General features: G+C 68.1%; 21 protein-coding genes. 7 read left to right on the forward strand and 14 right to left on the reverse strand.

From position 1 onward, the window contains the following. Window positions 1-85: 85 nt before the first annotated feature. Together NP511_RS11495 and NP511_RS11500 are read right to left on the reverse strand one after the other, a co-directional pair. Complete coding sequence (locus tag NP511_RS11495) at window positions 86-280, reverse strand: cold-shock protein (RefSeq protein ID WP_006648103.1); 195 nt, start codon at window positions 278-280, stop codon at window positions 86-88. Between the two features lie 96 nt (window positions 281-376). Further along, on the reverse strand, window positions 377-628 hold the full coding sequence (locus tag NP511_RS11500; protein ID WP_049965593.1) for a DUF7573 domain-containing protein: 252 nt from the start codon (window positions 626-628) through the stop codon (window positions 377-379). A gap of 107 nt (window positions 629-735) precedes the next feature. Between NP511_RS11500 and NP511_RS11505 the strand changes: the two genes are divergently transcribed. After that, window positions 736-930, forward strand: a complete 195-nt coding sequence (locus tag NP511_RS11505) for a DUF8024 family protein (RefSeq protein ID WP_006648101.1) — start codon at window positions 736-738, stop codon at window positions 928-930. Between the two features lie 14 nt (window positions 931-944). Here NP511_RS11505 and NP511_RS11510 read toward each other — a convergent pair whose 3' ends face one another. Continuing rightward, window positions 945-1,955 (reverse strand): 5,10-methylenetetrahydromethanopterin reductase, encoded by a 1,011-nt coding sequence (locus tag NP511_RS11510; protein WP_049965595.1) that lies wholly within the window; start codon window positions 1,953-1,955, stop codon window positions 945-947. After that, window positions 1,952-2,722 (reverse strand): coenzyme F420-0:L-glutamate ligase, encoded by a 771-nt coding sequence (locus tag NP511_RS11515; RefSeq protein ID WP_049965596.1) that lies wholly within the window; start codon window positions 2,720-2,722, stop codon window positions 1,952-1,954. Before NP511_RS11515 ends, NP511_RS11510 begins: the two co-directional genes overlap by 4 nt. A 211-nt stretch (window positions 2,723-2,933) precedes the next feature. On the opposite strand from NP511_RS11515, the gene NP511_RS11520 reads away from it, so the two are divergent. Continuing rightward, on the forward strand, window positions 2,934-3,272 hold the full coding sequence (locus NP511_RS11520; protein ID WP_049965597.1) for a hypothetical protein: 339 nt from the start codon (window positions 2,934-2,936) through the stop codon (window positions 3,270-3,272). Window positions 3,273-3,370: 98 nt separating this feature from the next. On the opposite strand, the gene NP511_RS11525 is transcribed toward NP511_RS11520, so the two are convergent. The 3 genes from NP511_RS11525 to NP511_RS11535 are packed head-to-tail and all read right to left on the reverse strand — an operon-like array spanning window position 3,371 to window position 7,626. Beyond that, a complete protein-coding gene (locus NP511_RS11525) occupies window positions 3,371-4,966 on the reverse strand; it encodes a hydantoinase B/oxoprolinase family protein (protein WP_049965598.1) in 1,596 nt (531 codons plus the stop codon). Continuing rightward, window positions 4,963-7,002, reverse strand: coding sequence for a hydantoinase/oxoprolinase family protein (locus NP511_RS11530; RefSeq protein ID WP_049965599.1), 2,040 nt, complete (start codon window positions 7,000-7,002; stop codon window positions 4,963-4,965). Before NP511_RS11530 ends, NP511_RS11525 begins: the two co-directional genes overlap by 4 nt. Before the next feature lie 30 nt (window positions 7,003-7,032). Then, window positions 7,033-7,626, reverse strand: coding sequence for a metallophosphoesterase family protein (locus NP511_RS11535; protein WP_049965600.1), 594 nt, complete (start codon window positions 7,624-7,626; stop codon window positions 7,033-7,035). 176 nt (window positions 7,627-7,802) lie between these two features. On the opposite strand from NP511_RS11535, the gene NP511_RS11540 reads away from it, so the two are divergent. Then, complete coding sequence (locus tag NP511_RS11540; protein WP_049965601.1) at window positions 7,803-9,179, forward strand: eIF2B alpha/beta/delta subunit family protein; 1,377 nt, start codon at window positions 7,803-7,805, stop codon at window positions 9,177-9,179. A 140-nt stretch (window positions 9,180-9,319) separates the two neighbouring features. Further along, window positions 9,320-10,249, forward strand: a complete 930-nt coding sequence (ddh, locus tag NP511_RS11545; protein WP_049965602.1) for a D-2-hydroxyacid dehydrogenase — start codon at window positions 9,320-9,322, stop codon at window positions 10,247-10,249. Between the two features lie 234 nt (window positions 10,250-10,483). Here the strand turns inward: ddh and engB are convergent, their stop codons facing one another. Next, window positions 10,484-11,107, reverse strand: coding sequence for a GTP-binding protein EngB (engB, locus tag NP511_RS11550; RefSeq protein WP_049966877.1), 624 nt, complete (start codon window positions 11,105-11,107; stop codon window positions 10,484-10,486). An 87-nt stretch (window positions 11,108-11,194) separates the two neighbouring features. After that, window positions 11,195-11,668: a DUF7994 family protein gene (locus NP511_RS11555; protein ID WP_049965603.1), complete on the reverse strand. Its 474-nt coding sequence runs from the start codon at window positions 11,666-11,668 to the stop codon at window positions 11,195-11,197. A gap of 126 nt (window positions 11,669-11,794) precedes the next feature. On the opposite strand from NP511_RS11555, the gene NP511_RS11560 reads away from it, so the two are divergent. Then, window positions 11,795-13,096 (forward strand): TIGR00341 family protein, encoded by a 1,302-nt coding sequence (locus tag NP511_RS11560; RefSeq protein ID WP_049965604.1) that lies wholly within the window; start codon window positions 11,795-11,797, stop codon window positions 13,094-13,096. A 75-nt stretch (window positions 13,097-13,171) separates the two neighbouring features. Next, window positions 13,172-13,393 carry a hypothetical protein gene (locus NP511_RS11565; RefSeq protein WP_006648090.1) on the forward strand — a complete coding sequence of 74 codons (222 nt, stop codon included), beginning with the start codon at window positions 13,172-13,174 and terminating at the stop codon, window positions 13,391-13,393. A 113-nt stretch (window positions 13,394-13,506) separates the two neighbouring features. On the opposite strand, the gene NP511_RS11570 is transcribed toward NP511_RS11565, so the two are convergent. Next, complete coding sequence (locus NP511_RS11570; protein ID WP_006648089.1) at window positions 13,507-14,493, reverse strand: NOG1 family protein; 987 nt, start codon at window positions 14,491-14,493, stop codon at window positions 13,507-13,509. Window positions 14,494-14,575: 82 nt separating this feature from the next. Here NP511_RS11570 and NP511_RS11575 point away from each other — a divergent pair, with 82 nt between their 5' ends. After that, window positions 14,576-14,947 (forward strand): DUF5518 domain-containing protein, encoded by a 372-nt coding sequence (locus NP511_RS11575; RefSeq protein WP_049965605.1) that lies wholly within the window; start codon window positions 14,576-14,578, stop codon window positions 14,945-14,947. 23 nt (window positions 14,948-14,970) lie between these two features. Here the strand turns inward: NP511_RS11575 and NP511_RS11580 are convergent, their stop codons facing one another. The 4 genes from NP511_RS11580 to pdxT form a co-directional block, all read right to left on the reverse strand. Beyond that, entirely contained in the window at window positions 14,971-15,324 is a 354-nt protein-coding gene (locus NP511_RS11580) for a four-helix bundle copper-binding protein (RefSeq protein WP_049965606.1), read from the reverse strand. Window positions 15,325-15,402: 78 nt separating this feature from the next. Further along, complete coding sequence (gene hisE, locus NP511_RS11585) at window positions 15,403-15,687, reverse strand: phosphoribosyl-ATP diphosphatase (RefSeq protein ID WP_049965607.1); 285 nt, start codon at window positions 15,685-15,687, stop codon at window positions 15,403-15,405. Then, window positions 15,688-16,155, reverse strand: a complete 468-nt coding sequence (locus NP511_RS11590) for a bifunctional nuclease family protein (protein ID WP_015298668.1) — start codon at window positions 16,153-16,155, stop codon at window positions 15,688-15,690. Between the two features lie 119 nt (window positions 16,156-16,274). Beyond that, window positions 16,275-16,892 (reverse strand): pyridoxal 5'-phosphate synthase glutaminase subunit PdxT, encoded by a 618-nt coding sequence (gene pdxT, locus NP511_RS11595; protein WP_049965608.1) that lies wholly within the window; start codon window positions 16,890-16,892, stop codon window positions 16,275-16,277. Between the last annotated feature and the right edge of the window lie 6 nt (window positions 16,893-16,898).

Consider the following 16,898-nt stretch of genomic DNA (forward strand, 5'->3'; position numbering starts at 1 on the left):
ACCGATCGTCGCTCGAACCCGTTGATCGACGGTGCCGAAGCTATCCGGCTAGCAGTCGGAAAACGATACCTCCGTTCGGGACGACCTAGAGCCGCTCGACGTTAGTCGCGCGTGGCCCCTTCTCGGCCTCCTCGATCTCGAACTCCAACTCCTGCCCCTCCTCGAGGTCAGGACCGCCGATGTCCTCCATGTGGAAGAACACGTCCTCGTCCGCGTCGTCAGTTTCGATGAAGCCGTAGCCGCCAGTGTCGTTGAAGAAGTCGACCGTACCTTTCGCCATTGCACGTGTACAAAGCCGCGACGAAGATATAAAACTTCGGGAGCCCGCCCGCAGGACACCCTCGAGAAGCCGGTCGTTACCGCCGGCAGTCGCCGATTACCATGATTTGCAGTCCGGACAGACGAGGTCGCCGTCCGCGCGCCAGACCCGGTCGACCGCGGTCTCACAGTGGCTGCACGTGTACGTTCCCCACGCGTACGTCGAGCGGACGCTCGCCCCATCGCCGGGACTCGCGTCGTCGCTCCCTGACTCCGTCTCGGCTCCGGCCCCGTCGCCGCCCGACTCGGTGGCCGACTCGGTGGCCGTCTCCTCGTCGTCGAACGCCGAGAGCGTCGCGTCCTCAGTCACGGGCCGATGTTAGAGCGGGAGCGGCTTAATCGCTCCGACGATGCTGTGTGGTCGACCGGCCGGGCGGGACCGGCACGGACAAGTAGCCCCGATAACAACCCCCGCATATGGACACCATCACACCGTCGAACATCGTCGTGGACAACCTCACCGAGATGACCGAACTCTTCAGTGACGTCGCTGCGGGGGACGGGCTCGCGCCGTTGCTGGTCCTGATCGGTGGCCTCCTCGTCGTCTTCTCGCTGGCCGTCTTCGGCGCGCTCACCCTCGGCGCGGTCGGTGACCTCTTTACCGCGAACTGACTGCGAGTCGCTTTTCAGCCGTCGGTACTCACCCGCGCCAGCGCCTCGCTCGCCCGTTCGACCGCGTCCTCGAGGTCCGGCCCCAGCGGCGAACCGACGACGATCCCGTCGACGTGTTCGAGTGCCGCCCCGAACCGGTCGGCGACCGTCTCGGTCGTCCCGGCGATACAGAAGGCGTCGATCATCGCCGGCGTGACGCGGCCGAACGCCTCGGGCAGGTCACCCTGCTCGAGGGACTCGCTCACCGCGCTCGCGGCCTCCCAGTCGATGTCGTGGCGCTCGAGGACCGGCTCGGCGGCCCCGCCGACGATGAAGGCGACGGGTGGCCGGGCCGCCTCGCGTGCCTCGCTCTCGTCGGCGGCGACGCTGACGCTGGCGAACGCGAGCGACTCGAAGTCGCCGTAGTCGTCGGGCCGTTCCGCGAGCCCCTGTTCTACCTGCCCCGCGGCCCACTCGAGGTCCCGCGGATGGGCGGCGTTTATCAACACGCCGTCGGCGTGTTTCGCGCTCATTCGGAGCATGTGCGGGCCCTGTGCGCCGACGTAGACCGGTATCTCCCCGGCCGGCTCGAGGTTCAGCGAGGCGTCCCGCGCGGTGAAGGTCCCCTCGTGGGTGACCGTCTCGCCGTCCCAGAGGTCCCGCGCGAGGTCGAACGTCTCGAGGACGCGCCGGAGCGGGCTGTCGCGCTCGATACCCAGGTTCGACAGCGAGGAGCGATCGCCGGCACCGACGCCGAAGACCGCCCGCCCGTCGCTGACCTCGTCGATCGTCGCGGTCTGTGAGGCGAGTTTCACGGGGTGGGTCTCGTAGGGGTTGACGACGCCCGGGCCAAGCTGCAGGTCGTCGGTGGCGTCGGCCATCCGCGAGAGGACGACGAACGGATCGCGGTTGAAGTAGTGGCCGCTCGCGAACGCGACATCGAACCCCTCGTCCTCCGCGAGCCCGGCCAGATCGGCGAGCCGCTCGGGCGGGTGTTCGGGCGTGAGTTCGATCCCCCAGGTCGGTTGACTCGAGCCGTCGCTCATGCGTCGCCCCTCCACTCCCGCAGCGCCTGTCGAATCAGGTCGTCGTCGACCGACCGGAAGAGTTCGTCGCTCCCCTCGTGGTCGCCGAACTCCCAGTCGCGGACGACGACAGCCGGGGTCCCGCCCGCGCCCTCGCCGGTCACGAGGTTCGCGGCGGCGGCGAGTTCGTCGATCACCGACTGGACGGTGACGCCGAGTTCGTGGCCGTCCCGGTCCGCCTCGCCGCGCCAGTCCCGGCTGGCTGGCAGCCCGGCCCAGCCGATCGCGACGCCGGTCTGTCCGTGCCGGAACGGTCGCCCGCAGGTGTCGGTCACCACGACGCCGACGTCATCGTAGCCCCGCTTCGCGAGCCCCGAGCGGATCCGCTCGGCGCTCTCGCTCGGCTTGCGCGGCAACAGGAGGATGTCGTGATCGGGCACGTTCGAGCGGTCGATCCCCGCGTTCGGCGCGATGTGGCCGAAGCGCGTCTCGGCCAGCAGGAACGGACAGTCGATCAGCAGCTCCGAACTCTCCTCCAAGACCGCCTGTGCGAACCGCGGGTCCTTCTCCTCGCCCGCGACCGATTCGATCCGGTCGGCGATCTCCTCGGCTCGCCCGCTGACGGGATAGTCCTCGAGATCCGCCGTCCGACCCTCGGCCTTCGAGACGATCGTACTCGCGACGGTGAGTACGTCGCCCGGCTCGAGGTCGACCCGATCCGCGACGAGGGCGGCGATGTCGTCGCCGGGGCGGACCTCGGGCAGGTCCGCCACGCCGTTGAGTTCCATACCGGTGGGTGGGGAAGCGGCGTCAAAAGGGCACCGTCACCGGAGAATGGAGTCACTGATGGCTGGCTCGAGGGCGATTCTGACATTTTCCACGGGGAAGCTGACACCGTCGGCGCGCTCTCCGGTCTCACCGCTATACTGCTGATAGAATAATCGACATTCTCTATAGGAGCGGTTTAATATTTGAAAGTACGACATCAATATCAAAAAGATGGTTCCGAACGCGGTACGCGTCCCTCAGATCTTGGCTTCCCTGTTCCTTCTAGCGAGTACCGCTATTCTCTACGAGCCGTCACAACCGCTCTCTCTCAAACTGCTGTATTCGGGGCTGGTGATCTCGTCTCTCCTGCTCGCAATAGAGGGGCCGAAAAAACATCACATGCATTTCTCATTGGGAATTCCCGTCGTACTATCCGGCGGCGTCATTCTCTACACGGACGAATTACCAGCGGTATATGCTCTTCTCTCTCTCGTAGTCGGTGCATATGCGATAAAGTTGGGACGGGACGCTCTGAAGCGCAGTTCCGACGCGAACCGGTCGTCCGCTTGACCTCCCTCTCGGAATCCCCTGCCTCCGCGAACGCGGTGACAGCGGTCGGGCTGCCGTTCGACTTTCCGACCGCTTGGAGGCGTACGATACTCGAACCCCTACTCCTCGCGCTCCTCGGGGTCGCCGTGCCCGCCGCCGCCGGGCGTCCGTACGGTGACAGTCGTCCCGGCGTCGACGTCGACCGTCGTCTTCGCGGGCACCGCTTCGCCATCGATCAGGTTCTCGCCGGTCGCGCCGTCCTCGCCGCCGGCGACGCCCTTCGGCGCGTGGCGGCGGCGCTCGGTCAGCAGCGACACCGTCGCCGGCGTTTCGACGGTCACCGAACGCTCGAGGCCCTCGCCGCCCCGATGGCGGCCGCGACCGCCGCTGCCCTCACGGAGCGCGTAGCGCTCGACCCGGAGCGGATACTCCGTCTCGAGGGACTCGACGGGCGTGTTGAGCGTGTTGGTCATGCCGACCTGGACGCCGTCCATGCCGTCGCGCTCGGGGCGCGCGCCGAAGCCGCCGCCGATCGTCTCGTAGTAGGCGAAGGAGCCGTCCCGCGCGCCGATGGTGAGGTTGTTCATCGTGCCCTGTCCCTGCGCGGGGACGCGATCGGGGGCGGCCTCGGCCAGCGCGGTGAAGACCACGTCGGTGACCCGCTGGCTGGTCTCGACGTTGCCGCCGACCACGGCGGCCGGCGCGGTCGGATTCAGTAGCGATCCCTCGGGCGCGCTGACGCGCACCGGCTCGTAACAGCCGTGGTTCGGCGGGATCTCGGGGTCGGTGAGACAGCGCACCACGAAATAGACGGCGCTCGTCGCGACCGCCAGCGGTGCGTTGAGGTTGCCCGCGACCTGCGCGGCCGTTCCCGAGAAGTCGACATCGATCGACTCGCCGTCGATCGTCACCGCGACCGCGATTTCGACGTCCTCGTCGGTCACGCCGTCGCCCTCGAGGACGTCGGTCGCCTCGTAGGTGCCGTCTGGTAGGGCCGCGATCTCGTCTGCGAGCCGCTCGCGGGAGTAATCGATCACGGCGTCGAACCCTGAGAGAACCGTCTCGCGGCCGTGGTCGTCGAAGAGGTCGGCGAGCCGTTCCGCGGCCCGTTCGTTGGCGGCCTGTTGGGCGCGCAGGTCCGCCCGGCGCTCGTCGGGGTCGCGGACGTTCGCGAGGACGAGCGAGCGGACCTCCTCCCGGGGCTCGCCGCCGGCGACGAGCCGGGTCGGCGGGAGCCGCAGCCCCTCCTGGTAGATCTCTTCCGCGCCGGCGGGCATGCTGCCGGGAGTCATCCCGCCCACGTCGGCGTGGTGGGCTCGAGAGACGGCGTAGCCGACGATCTCACCGTCGGAGTCCCCGTCCTCGTCGTCATCCCGACCGGGGGCGATCGGCGAAACCATCGTCACGTCCGGCAGGTGCGTCCCGCCGGTGAAGGGGTCGTTGAGGACGAACACGTCTCCGGGCTGTGGGTCGTGTTCGCGGACGGCCGCGACGGCGGCCGGCATCGCGCCCAGGTGGACCGGGATGTGTTCGGCCTGCGCGACCATCCGGCCCTCGGCGTCGAACAGCGCCGTCGAGCAGTCCCGCCGTTCCTTGATGTTCGGCGAGTACGCGCCCCGGATCAGCGTCTGGCCCATCTCCTCGGCGACGCTCTCGAGTTGGTTACGCAGGACCTCGAGAGTCACCGGATCGATACCCCCGCTCACGTCCGTCATCGCGACTCACCTCCGCTTGTCATGACGAGCGTTCCGTCGGCGAGGATCTCGCCGTCCCAGTTCGGGGGGACGACCGTCGTACTCTCCGCCTGCTCGAGTACCGCCGGCCCCGGGACCGACGCGCCGGTCTCGAGTCGCTCCCAGTCGTACACCGTCGTCTCGCGTGCGCCGGCCTCGGGGAAGTGTGCCTCTCGGGTGCCGACGACGGCAGCACCGCTGCCCTCGTGGCTGATCCCCGGTTCGCTCCCCGGAATCGTCGCCGTCGTACGGAGGTTGACGACCTCGATCGATTCGTCCATCGCGTAGCCGTAGGTCCGCTCGTGGGCCTCGTGGAAGCGGTCTGTGACCGCCGCCGCGTCGAACGTCTCGCCGACGGGGACCGTCAACTCGAAGCTCTGGCCCGCATACCGGCAGTCGGCGGCCCGCTCGACTCGTGCCGCGTCCCGATCGGACGCGTCCGCGAGGACGTCGGCCACGAGGTCGTCGTAGACGGCCTCGAGCATCGTCGGGTCCGCGCCCTCGAGGTCGACGCCGACCGTTCGTACGGCGTCGTAGCTCTCGTCGGCCGCGAGCAGGCCAAAGGCCGACAGCACCCCGCCCGGTCGCGGAACGACGACGCGATCGACCGACAGCGAATCGGCCAGTGCCGCGGCGTGCATCGGTCCCGCACCACCGAAGGCCACGAGCGCGAACTCGCGGGGGTCGTGGCCGCGCTCGACGGTCACCGAGCGGATCGTCCGCGTCATCGTCGCGTTCGCCACCCGGTAGACGCCCTGTGCCGCCTCGAGGGGTCCCTCGAGGCCCGCTTCGTCGGCCAGTCGGCCGAGCGCATCGCGGGCTGCCTCGACGTCGAGGGTCATCTCGCCGCCCAGTGCGGTCTCGGGGCCGATGTAACCCAGTACGACGTTGGCGTCCGTGACGGTCGGTTCAGTCCCGCCACGGCCGTAGCAGGCGGGGCCGGGCCGGGAGCCCGACGATTCCGGGCCGACACGGAGCGCGCCGCCCGAATCGATCCACGCGATCGAGCCGCCGCCCGCGCCGACGGTGTTGACGTCGACCATCGGGGTCCGGATCGGCAGTCCATCGATTTCGGCATCGGTCGTCCGTTCTGCCCGACCGTCCCGGACGAGGCTCACGTCGCTCGAGGTGCCGCCCATGTCGAAGGTCACGAGCCCCTCGACGTCGTCGTCGTCGACGGTCGCCGCGGCACCGACGACGCCGGCGGCGGGGCCTGACAGCGTCGTCGTGACGGCATGTTCGCACACGGTTTCGGGATCGGCGATCCCACCGTTGGCCTGCATGATCCGCGGTGCGGGGATGCCGGCGTCGCCGGCCTCGTCGACCAGCTGGCCGACGTAGGTATCGATCGCCGGGCGGACGTAGGCGTCGACCGCGGTCGTCGACGTCCGCTCGAACTCGCGAAACTCCGCGAGTACTTCGTGGGACGCCGAAACCGGCACGGCAAGTTCCTCGCGCAGCGTCTCGGCGACCACCCGCTCGTTTTCGGGATCCGCGTAGGCGTGCAACAGTGCGACTGCGACCGCCTCGACGTTGCGCTCGCGCAGCGTCGCCGCCAGTTCGCGGACCTCGCTTTCGTCGACCGGTCGCTCGAGCCCATCGGCGGTCGTCCGTTCGTCGATCTCGAACCGCCGGTCGCGGGGCACCAGCGGCTCCGGCTTCTCGGCCTCGAGATCGTACAGATCGGGCCGGTCCTGCCGGCCGATCTCGAGGACGTCACGGAACCCCTCGGTGGTCACGAGCGCCGTCTCCGCGCCGCCGCGCTCGAGGAGGGCGTTGACCGAGACGGTCATCGCGTGGGCGAAGCCGTCGATCTCGCCGGGCTCGATGCCGGCGTCGTCGCAGGCCTTCTCGATCCCCTCGAGGACGCCGACGTGCTGGGGGTCGGTCGAGGGTACCTTCGCGGTGACGAGCCGGTCGTCGAGCGAGAGCGCCACGTCGGTGAAGGTGCCGCCGACGTCGACGCCGATCCGGGTGTCCGATCCGGAGTCGGCGGCTGTTCGTTCGGGAGGTCCCATCGATACGCGTCGGATTGTGCTGCCGTCGGTTTATAGTTCGTCCATCGTTCGATACTCCCGCTCCCGTTCTCGAGACGAACCGACCGCTCCGGTTCGATGCTCGATCGCAAGGGTGCCGTCGGTCACGGTGGCGACGAACATCGTCTCGCGAGTCGTGGGCGCAGCGCCGGTGGCGCTCCCCGGATTGAGTATCCGGACGCGATCCTCGTCGGCCGGGCGAGACTCGTCGAACGTGACGGTCTCGTCGACTACTGCGTGGGTGTGACCGGCGACGGCGACGAGCGTCGTGTCGGCGTCCGCGCCCGCTTTCTCGCGGGCCGTCTCGACGACTCGTTCCCGCCAGCTACCCGACGATCCGTCGCCGTGGGTGACGACGAACGTCACACCGTCGACCTCGAGGGTGGCCGTCCTCGGCACGTCGAGCGTCGCCGGATCCACGTTTCCCAGCACGGCAGTCAACTCGCCACCCGCGAGGTCGACGAACCGCTCGTAGGCCCCGACCGACTCGAAATCGCCGGCGTGGATGGTGTGGTCGGCGGCCTCGATCTCGGTGACGACCCATGCGGGAACCTCCGACTCTCGAGTGGGGACGTGGGTATCGGAAACGATTGCGAGACGCGTCATGGCCGTCCGTTCGGCCGCCAGTTCAGAAAAGCGTTCGTCAGCGGCCGACCCGTCGTCCGTCCCGCTCGAGTCGTGCTGAGTCGCCGCTCGCCTCGCGGACGGGTTCGGGGCGAGTCCCTCGCGGTCCCAGTGGCGCGTTCGAAAGCGACACGTTCCCGGTCGCCGTGGGCCATCGTATGTGCCCGGACACCGATACCCCGAGCGACGACCCGGCTCACGTCGTCACCGCGTTCCTCCGCCATCGGAGTGACGTTCTTTGCTTGCGCCGCAGCGACGCCGTCGGCACCTACCGGGGCCAGTGGGGCGGCGTCTCCGGGTTCGCGGAGGGCGACCCCGACGAACAGGTCCGCACGGAGATCTGCGAGGAGACCGGCCTCGAGCCCGGCGAGACGGTCTCGTTCGTTCGGTCCGGACGGCCGGTCGAGTTCGAGGATTCCGATCTCGAGCGCGAGTGGGTCGTCCACCCGTACCTGTTCGACTGTGACACCCGCGAGGTCGAGTTGAGCGAGGAACACGACGCCGCCGAGTGGGTCCCGGCGACTGCGATCCTCGAGGACGACCGCGAGCCGGTCCCGAAACTGTGGACCGCCTACGAGCGGGTCGCACCGACGGTCCGGTCGATCGCGGCCGACGACGAACACGGGGCCGCTGCCCTCTCGCTGCGCGCGCTCGAGGTACTGCGCGATCGCGCGGGGCTGCTCGTCGCGGAACGGGGGGAATCCGGAGCGGATCCCGTGGGCGAGCGGGACGAACTCGCCGAACTCGCCGGCCGACTGCTCGAAGCCCGCCCGTCGATGGCCGTCCTCCGGAACCGGGTCAACCGGGCGATGGCCGGCGCTACCGGGGCCGACGGCGACGACTGGGGCGCGCCCGCCGTCCTCGAGTCGGCGCTGTCGACGATCGACCGTGCCCTCGCGGCCGATACCGAAACCGCGGCGATCGCCGCCGATCGGCTCGGCGGTAGCGTCGCGACCCTCTCGCGGTCGGGGACCGTCCTCGAAGCGCTCGAGACGGGCGATCCATCCCGGATCTTCGTCGCGGAGTCCCGCCCCGCCCGCGAGGGGATCGACGTCGCCGAACGGCTGGCGGCGACGACCGATTGCACCGTGACGGTCCATACCGACGCGGCCGTCGCGGCCGTCCTCGCGCGTGAAGACGTCGACCGGGTCGTCGTCGGTGCCGACACCGTCCTCCCCGACGGCTCGGTGGTGAACAAGACCGGGACCCGCACGCTCGCGGTCGCCGCCGCTCGCGAGGGGGTCCCGGTGTCGGTCGTCGCCGCCACGGCCAAGGTCTCGACCAGCGAGGCCGTCAACCTCGAGTCCGGCGACCGCTCGGCCGTGTACGACGGCGACGCCCCGATCGACGCCCTGAACCCGACCTTCGACGTGACGCCGGCCGACTGCGTGACCGAGGTGGTGACCGAGCGCGGGGTACTCGAGCCCGCCGAAATCGAGGCCGTCGCAACGGAGTTGCGCGATCTCGAGACCTGGCGCGACGGCGGTGGCCCGGCGGCGCGGGAAACGACAGACCGAAACCACTCGGTTGAGTAGTCCCCACCGGCGGCCGTGACGAAAAGTTACCCCCTCCGAGCCCCTTGTGACGAGGGTTTTTCCCCGAGCCGCCACTCATTCGTTCCGAACCGCCTTCCGGGTGCCAAACGTTCAACCCCGATTCTCACGTAGCGACGCCCATGAAGTTCGAACTCGAGCGGCTCGGGATTCACGAGTCCGTCGCGCAGGTCTTTCCGCCGGCGGAGTTGGCCGACTACCTCGCCGACCTGCCGGTCGCGGTGTCGGTGATCGGCGACGACGGGATCACCGCCTGCGACGCGGTCGTCACCCTCGAGTATCGCGAGGCCGTCCTCGAGGTTGACTGGGTTCATTCGATCCAGGCGGGGGTCGATCGGTTCCCGTTCGACGCCTTCGAGGATGCGGGCGTAGTCCTGACCAACAGCACGGGGATCCACGACCGGACGGTCGGCGAGACGGTCGCGGGCTATCTCCTCATGTTCGCCCGCCGGTTGCACGTTCACGTCGCGAACCAGCGGGAGCGTCGCTGGGACCGCCCCGAATGGGATGCGGCCTTCACGCTGCCGGGATCGACGGCCTGCGTCGTCGGCACCGGCACCCTCGGCAAAGGCGTCGCGGAGACGCTGGGTGCGCTCGGCGTGGACCTGCGGGGGGTCCGGCGCTCGGGCGATCCGGTCCCCGGTTTCGACGAGGTCTACGCCAACGACCGGCTGCTCGAGGCGATCGCGGACGTCGAGTTCGTGATCGTCACCGTCCCGCTGACCGACGAAACGCACCACCTCTTCGACGCCGCGGCGTTCGACGCTATGCGCGACGACGCCTATTTCGTGAACGTGGCCCGTGGGTCGGTCGTCGACGAACCGGCGCTGATCGACGCGCTCGAGGCAGATGCCCTCGCCGGCGCAGCGCTGGACGTCTTCGAGGAGGAGCCGCTGCCCGAGTCGTCCCCGCTGTGGGGGATGGACGAGGTGATCATCTCACCCCACTGTGCGGCCTATACCCGCGACTACTTCCGGGACATCGGCGATATCGTCCGCGAGAACGTCGATCGGCTCGAGACCGGCGAGGCGTTCCACAACCGCGTGGTCTGATCGCGATTACGAGGTCGATGGCCGAGAGCGCGGCTCGAGCGACTGCGAGAGTCGCGTGATCCGGGGGAGGGCAGGCGCTTACCCGATACCCACCGTGAGCGAACCCGAAGGGTGAGCGAGCGGGCCGACGACTGATGTGAGTGACTGAAAGGAACGAACGGAAGGAGGAGTGCTTTTCATCAACGTTTTGCCGAGTGCGGTCGCTTTGCGACCGCACGCAGAGCAAAAGGTTGGTCAGAAAAACTTGAACAGGTCGTCCCGCTGTTGCTCGTGGAGCTGGTTCCGGACGGCGTCGTTGAGCGGCTCGAGTTGGCCCTTTTTCGCACTGATGGGGGCGATGGTGTCTTGCCACTGTTTCCACGGCGGGTAGAGGCCGAGCCGATCACAGAGCGCGTCGAGGCGCTCGTCCTCGTCGTCGACCTTGTCCATCTTGTTGACGGCGACGACGGTGGGGATATCGAGATCGCGCAGGAAGTGAAACATCTCGACGTCGTAGGGGATCTCGTCGGGGCCGGAGTGGCGGTCGATGATGTCGATGACGCTTTTGCCGTCGACGACGAGGACGGCGACGAGGATGTTGTCGGCGTAGTCCTCTAAGTAGTGGACGATCTCGGTTTTGATCTCCTCGCGGAGGTCCTCGTCGACGCCGCTCATGAAGCCGAAGCCGGGGAGGTCGGTGATGACGAAGTCCTCGGGGGCCCAGTCGTAGTGGTTGGGCGAGCGGGTGACGCCGGGTTTGCCGCCGGTGTCGAAGCTGTGGCCGGTCAGTTCGCGCATGAGCGTGGACTTGCCCACGTTCGAACGACCGACGAGGGCCACCTCGGCGTCCCGGTTCGGTCGCGTATCGAACTCGATCATGGCCATCCGTAGGCCGGTGTGACGTTTATAGGCGTTGTAACTGGGCCCGGCCGCTCTCGGGACCCGTCCGAGGCGTAATGGTCGAGACTACACGCTCGTCGCAACGAACGCCCCGATGCCGACCGAGACGGCGACGAGGGCGGCGATCGCGACGAGTCGGCGACTCGAGGGCGTCGCCTCGAGGTCGACGTGGCGACTGTCGCGGGCGGTCTGGACGCCGAACCAGGCCATCGACGTGCCGCCGGCCAGCATCGCCGCGGCGAAGATCCACGACGCCGTGTCGCCGTCGACGAGGGCGGATCGAACCGCCGACAGCGTGACGACGGCCGCGAGGAGGACGTCGCCGACGCCGACGAAGGCGTTCCACGGGACGGCTCGGCCGCCGACCGACGCGGAGTCGACGAGACCGCCGACGATCATGAGAACCGCCGAGAGGACGAAGCCGGCCAGGAGGGCCCCGGCGAGCGGTCCGGTGAACACGCGCGGACCGAACGCGGCAACGTATGCACTGACAAGCCCGAGCATGACGATGCCCAGCGGGAGGGCCATCCGGCGCTTCATACCGGAGATTGTTGGCTGTCCTACAATAACCTTTTGCGGTGATCGGGCCGTCGCTCGAGTCGATCCGACCGACGAGATAGGGCGGAATGCCCGGAGTTATGAGGCCGGGGTTCGTCAGAGCCTCCCGTGCGGCTCGTACAGTTGACGATCCCGACGGGCAAGCGGGAGACGATCCTCTCGATCCTCGACGATCGGGGGATCGACTACGTCGTGACCGACGAGACCAGCAGCCGGTCGTATACGGGAGTCATGTACTTCCCGCTGCCGGACGCGGCCGTCGAGCCGGTGTTGGACGAGATTCAGGATGCGGGGATCGAGGAGGACGCCTACACCGTCGTCGTCGACGCCGAGACGGTCGTCTCGCGGCGGTTTCAGGCGTTGCGTGACGAGTACGAGAACGGCGATGTCGGTTCGGACCGCATCTCCCGGCAGGAACTGCAGGCCGAAGCCGACGATCTGACGCCGAGTTTTCCCGTCTACGTGGTGATGACGGTCATCAGCGCCGTCGTCGCGACCGCCGGGCTCTTGCTCGATTCGCCGGCGGTCGTCGTCGGCTCGATGGTGATCGCGCCCCTAATCGGGCCGGCGCTCGGCGCGAGCGTCGGGACGGTAATCGACGACGAGGACATGTTCGTCGAGAGCGTCACCTATCAGATCATCGGCGTCGTCGTCGCGATCGTGGCCGCGGCGATCTTCGCGTTGGTCGTCCGGTCGCTGAACATCGTGCCGCCGGACCTCGTCCTCTCGAGCGTCGGGGAGATCTCCGAGCGGCTCGCGCCGGACCTGCTGTCGCTGGCGATCGCGCTCGGGGCCGGTGTCGCGGGGGTCGTCAGCATCGCGACGGGGACTGCGGTCGCCCTCGTCGGCGTCATGATCGCGGCGGCGTTGATCCCGCCGGCCGGCGTCGCGGGCATCGCTATCGCGTGGGGTCAGCCGACATCGGCGATCGGTGCGACGGTGCTGGTGTTGGTCAATCTGCTGTCGGTCAATCTCGCCGGGCTGGTGACGCTGTGGTACGCCGGCTACCGTCCGGAGAACCTGTTCTCGCTCGGCGAGACCGAACAGCGACTCCGTAAGCGGATCGCCGGGCTCGTCGTCATCGTCCTCGTCTTCGCGGTCTTTCTCGGCGGCATCACCTACGCCTCCTACGAGTCGGGGAACTTCGAACAGGACGCCCGCGACGAGGTCGAGGGAGTCCTCTCCCAGGAGCAATACGAGGACTATCAGCTGCTCGAGTTCGAAGTCGTGATGGACGATAATTACCCGTTCCGGAATCCAGAACGGGTGATCGTCACCATCGGCGGGCCACCTGGCGAGTCCGCGCCCGCACTGGCCGATACCCTCCACGAGCGGATCAACGACCACGCCGACGGCTCGGTCGCCGTCGAAGTCAGGTACGTCGAAGTCACCGAACGGGGCACCGGCTGACGGGCGGCGAGGCGGGAACCGCTGGCGAGTTCGAGTGCTGGAAACCCTTTCGGTACTCGCTCTCGTAGCGCGAATATGCCCACGACCGTCACGACGCCGGACGCGAACGAGGAGTGTGCCTACTGTGGCTCGCGGATCTTCGATCACGATCCGATCTGCGTCCGCGACTGCACCGACGACTGCGGCTCGCCGACTCACTTCTGTAACTACGCCTGTCTCTCGGCACACATCGAAGAGAACGACCTGACGGCGGGCGACGCCTGCGAGTGGTCGCCCGACGAACCCGGCTGCTCGTGACCGGGGTCCGCGGCGACGCCGCGACCGTCGTCACGACGGGTCCGTTCTCGAGCGAGCCGTTCGCTCACGGTTCACCGAGTCGAGGGACGTGCAGTCGAAGATCGGTCCCCGCGCTACCCGTCGAACGGCAGTTCGGGCTCGTAGTCGATCGCGGCGACGGCTGCGTCGAGGACCGTCTCGACGTCGTCGCCGGTTTCGACGCTCATGGTGTAGTCGGCGTCGAGGGCCTCGAGCGACTCGTTCCAGACTTCCTTCCGATCGATCTTGTTCGCGACCGTGAGGACGGGGATCTCCTCGAACCGGGCCGCGATCGCGTCCCGTAGCTCGAGCTGTGAGCCGATCGGGTAGCCACACTCCCCCGAGGGATCGAGCATGACGAGCATACAGTCAGCGAGGTGTTCGATGGCGCTGACCGCCTGCGATTCGATCTCGTTGCGCTCCTCCGGCGGCCGGTCGAGCAGCCCGGGAGTGTCGACGATCTGGTAGCGGATGTGGTCCCGTTCGAAGTGACCGACGCCGATCCCCTTCGTCGTGAACGGGTAGGAGGCGGTCTCGCCGCGGGCGCTGGTAACGTCGTTGACGAACGAGGACTTGCCGACGTTGGGGTAACCGGCGACGACGATCGTCGGCTCGTCGGGGTTGATCTCGGGCAGGTCCCGCAGGTCGTTGCGCGACTCGTTGATGTAGAGCAGGTGGTCCTCGACCTGTTCGACGATGTCGGCGAGTCGGGCGAAGGCCTGTTTCCGGTGCTTGCGCGCAGTGTCCACGTCGGTCTTGCGCAGCCGCGGCTGGTACTCCTCGTGGATCTCGCGGGCCTTCCGGCTGGCCCACATCACTTCCGATAGCGCCTGTCGGAGCCGGTCGACGTCGACGATCGCGTCCGCCAGCTCGTAGTAGAACGGGTGGGCGTCGTACTCGAAGTCCGGCCACGCCGTCACCACGTTCTCTAAGTTGTCCGAGATGATGTTCGCCGCCGTCTGGAGCATCGACTGCTGGGCCTCGAGGCCGCCCTTGGCCTTGCCGGCCCGCGCCGCCCGCGAGAACGCCTTGTCGATCAACTCTTCCGACGTGGGCGTCGTCGGAAGGTCTTCGAAAATCATGGGCAGCAGTAGGAGCCGCGACCATAAAAGGGCGTCCGTTGGCCGCCGTCAGCTTATCCCTGCCGCCTGCCTACGGGGAGCCATGACAGATTGGCGCGCGGTGTTCGTCGGCTTCGTCGTCGTGACGGTGGTGGGAATCGTCGGCCTCGTGGTCCCCGGGATCGGCCAGATTGTCGCGGGGCTGGCCGGCGGGTTCGTCGCCGGCTACATGGCCGGCGGCGGGCTGGGACGTGGCTTCTGGCACGGTCTGCTCGCCGGCTCGCTGGGCGGAATCATCGGCGGCCTGTTGATCGGCGTCGCCGTCGGTCTGGCCGGGCTGGCGCTCGGTCCCGTCGGCGGCGCGATCTCGGGGGCCGCCGGGATCGGGATCTTCGCGCTCGCCGTCGCCGTCTCGCTCGTGATGGCCATCGAGAGCGCGATCGCCGGCGTGGTCGGGGCCGCGGTCAGTAACTGAAAAAAGCCGTCTCGACTCCCGCTTCAGGCCGCGGCCATCTCCCGGCAGCTCTCGGCACACTTCGGCAGGACCTCCGCACAGGCCTGACAGTGGTCGTGGTCGTGCTGTTCGCACTCCTCGGCACACTCCTCGCAGAGGTCCGCACAGATCTCGCCAAGCTCCCCGTGGTAGCCGGAGTTGCGGGCCATAAAGCGTGCGTGCAGCGAGGCGATATCGGCCACGTCCCGACAGAGTCGGATACAGCGGGCCATGTCATCGCCCTCGCCCGCACAGGCGTCGGCACACCACTCACAGACCTGCGCGGCCTCGAGGCAGTTGTCGATACATTCCTGCATCTGGTCGTCCGAGTGCGCGTTCTGTAGTTGTTGGAGCGCCATCGATCAAACGGACACCGGACAGGAGAATGAAGCTGTGTTCGGCGAATGCAAGTAACCGGCGATGGCGCGGTCGCGGGCTCAGCGCCGCGCCTCGAGTTCCGCCTCGAGGTCCGACAGCTCCACGTCCTTCATCGCCAGCAGGACAAGCAGGTGATAGACGATGTCGGCGCTCTCGTGGGCGATCTCCTCGTGGTCGTCGTCTTTCGCAGCCAGCACGAGTTCGGTCGTCTCCTCGCCGAGCTTCTCCAAGACCGCGTTCTCGCCTTTCTCGTGAGTGAACAGCGAGGCGGTGTAGGAGTCCTCGGGCAACGTTTCCTTGCGGTCCTCGATCACGGCGAACAACTCCTCGAGCGTCTCCTCCATCTACATCTCACCCGACACGTTGCGGATGTCTTCGAGGTCGGCGAACTTCTCCCTGTCGTCTCGGCTGTCCGCGAACACGTCCTCGGTGATCTCGATGCCGGCGTCGGTCCGGGCCGCAAGCGCAAGCGAGTCGCTCGGCCGGGCATCGACGACCGTCTCCCCCCGTGGCGTCTCGAGGTGGAGGTCGGCGATGTAGGTCCCGCCCTGCCCGCTCTCGCGTTGTTCGATCTCGGTGACGACGACGCGGTCGATTCGGCTACCCAGTTCCTCCATGACATCGAGCAGGAGGTCGTGGGTCAGGGGCCGTCCGATATCCTCGGCCTCGAGCCCGCGGGCGATGCTGGTCGCCTCACTGAACCCGATGAAGATCGGGACGACGTCGTCTTCGCCCTCGACGGTAAGGACGACGACCGGGACCGGTCCCTCCGGGGTCCCCGCGACCCGAACCGCGTCGATGGATGCCTGCATACCCCTACCCTCGGGTAGGAGGGAGAAAACAGGTCCGGTCGCGAATGCATGCACGCGGGACCGTCAACGGCGGCCGAAACGGGCGACACCGGACGCGAGCGCCACCGGGACCCGGACGGCTACTGTGCCTCCTCGATGCCCGGCACCCTTGCGCCCTCGTTCTCGAAGAACGCGAGGCCGTGAATCCGGCTATCGGGGGTCAGTTCCGGATGGAACGCGGTACCGACGACCGGCCCCTGTCGCACGGCGACCGGCCGGTCGTTCCACGAGGCCAAGACCTCGGCGTCGCCGACCGAATCGATGGCCGGCGCGCGGATGAACACCGCCGGATACGGCTCGTCGAGCCCCGCGACCTCGAGGGGCGCTTCGAAGCTGTCCTTCTGGCGGCCGAAGGCGTTGCGCTCGACGCTCACGTCGAGCAGGCCGAGCTGGTCGACCCGGTCGTCGTTCGGGTCGCTCGAGGCGACGATCAGGCCGGCACAGGTCGCCAGTAGCGGCTTCCCGGCGGCGACGTGGTCACGAATCTCGGGGGCGATCCCCTCGTTCCGGATCAGTCGGGAGATGGTCGTCGACTCGCCGCCGGGCATCGCGAGCAGGTCGCAATCGGGGACGATCCCCGACTCGCGGATCTCGCGGACGGTGACCTCGCGGTCGTGGGCCCGCGCGGTGCGTTCGATGGCGGCCGCGTGTTCCTCGACGTCGCCCTGGACCGCGACGACGCCCGCAGTCAGTGACATGGCCGC

The sequence above is a fragment of the Natrinema thermotolerans genome, assembly GCF_031165565.1.
GTDB lineage: Archaea > Halobacteriota > Halobacteria > Halobacteriales > Natrialbaceae > Natrinema > Natrinema thermotolerans.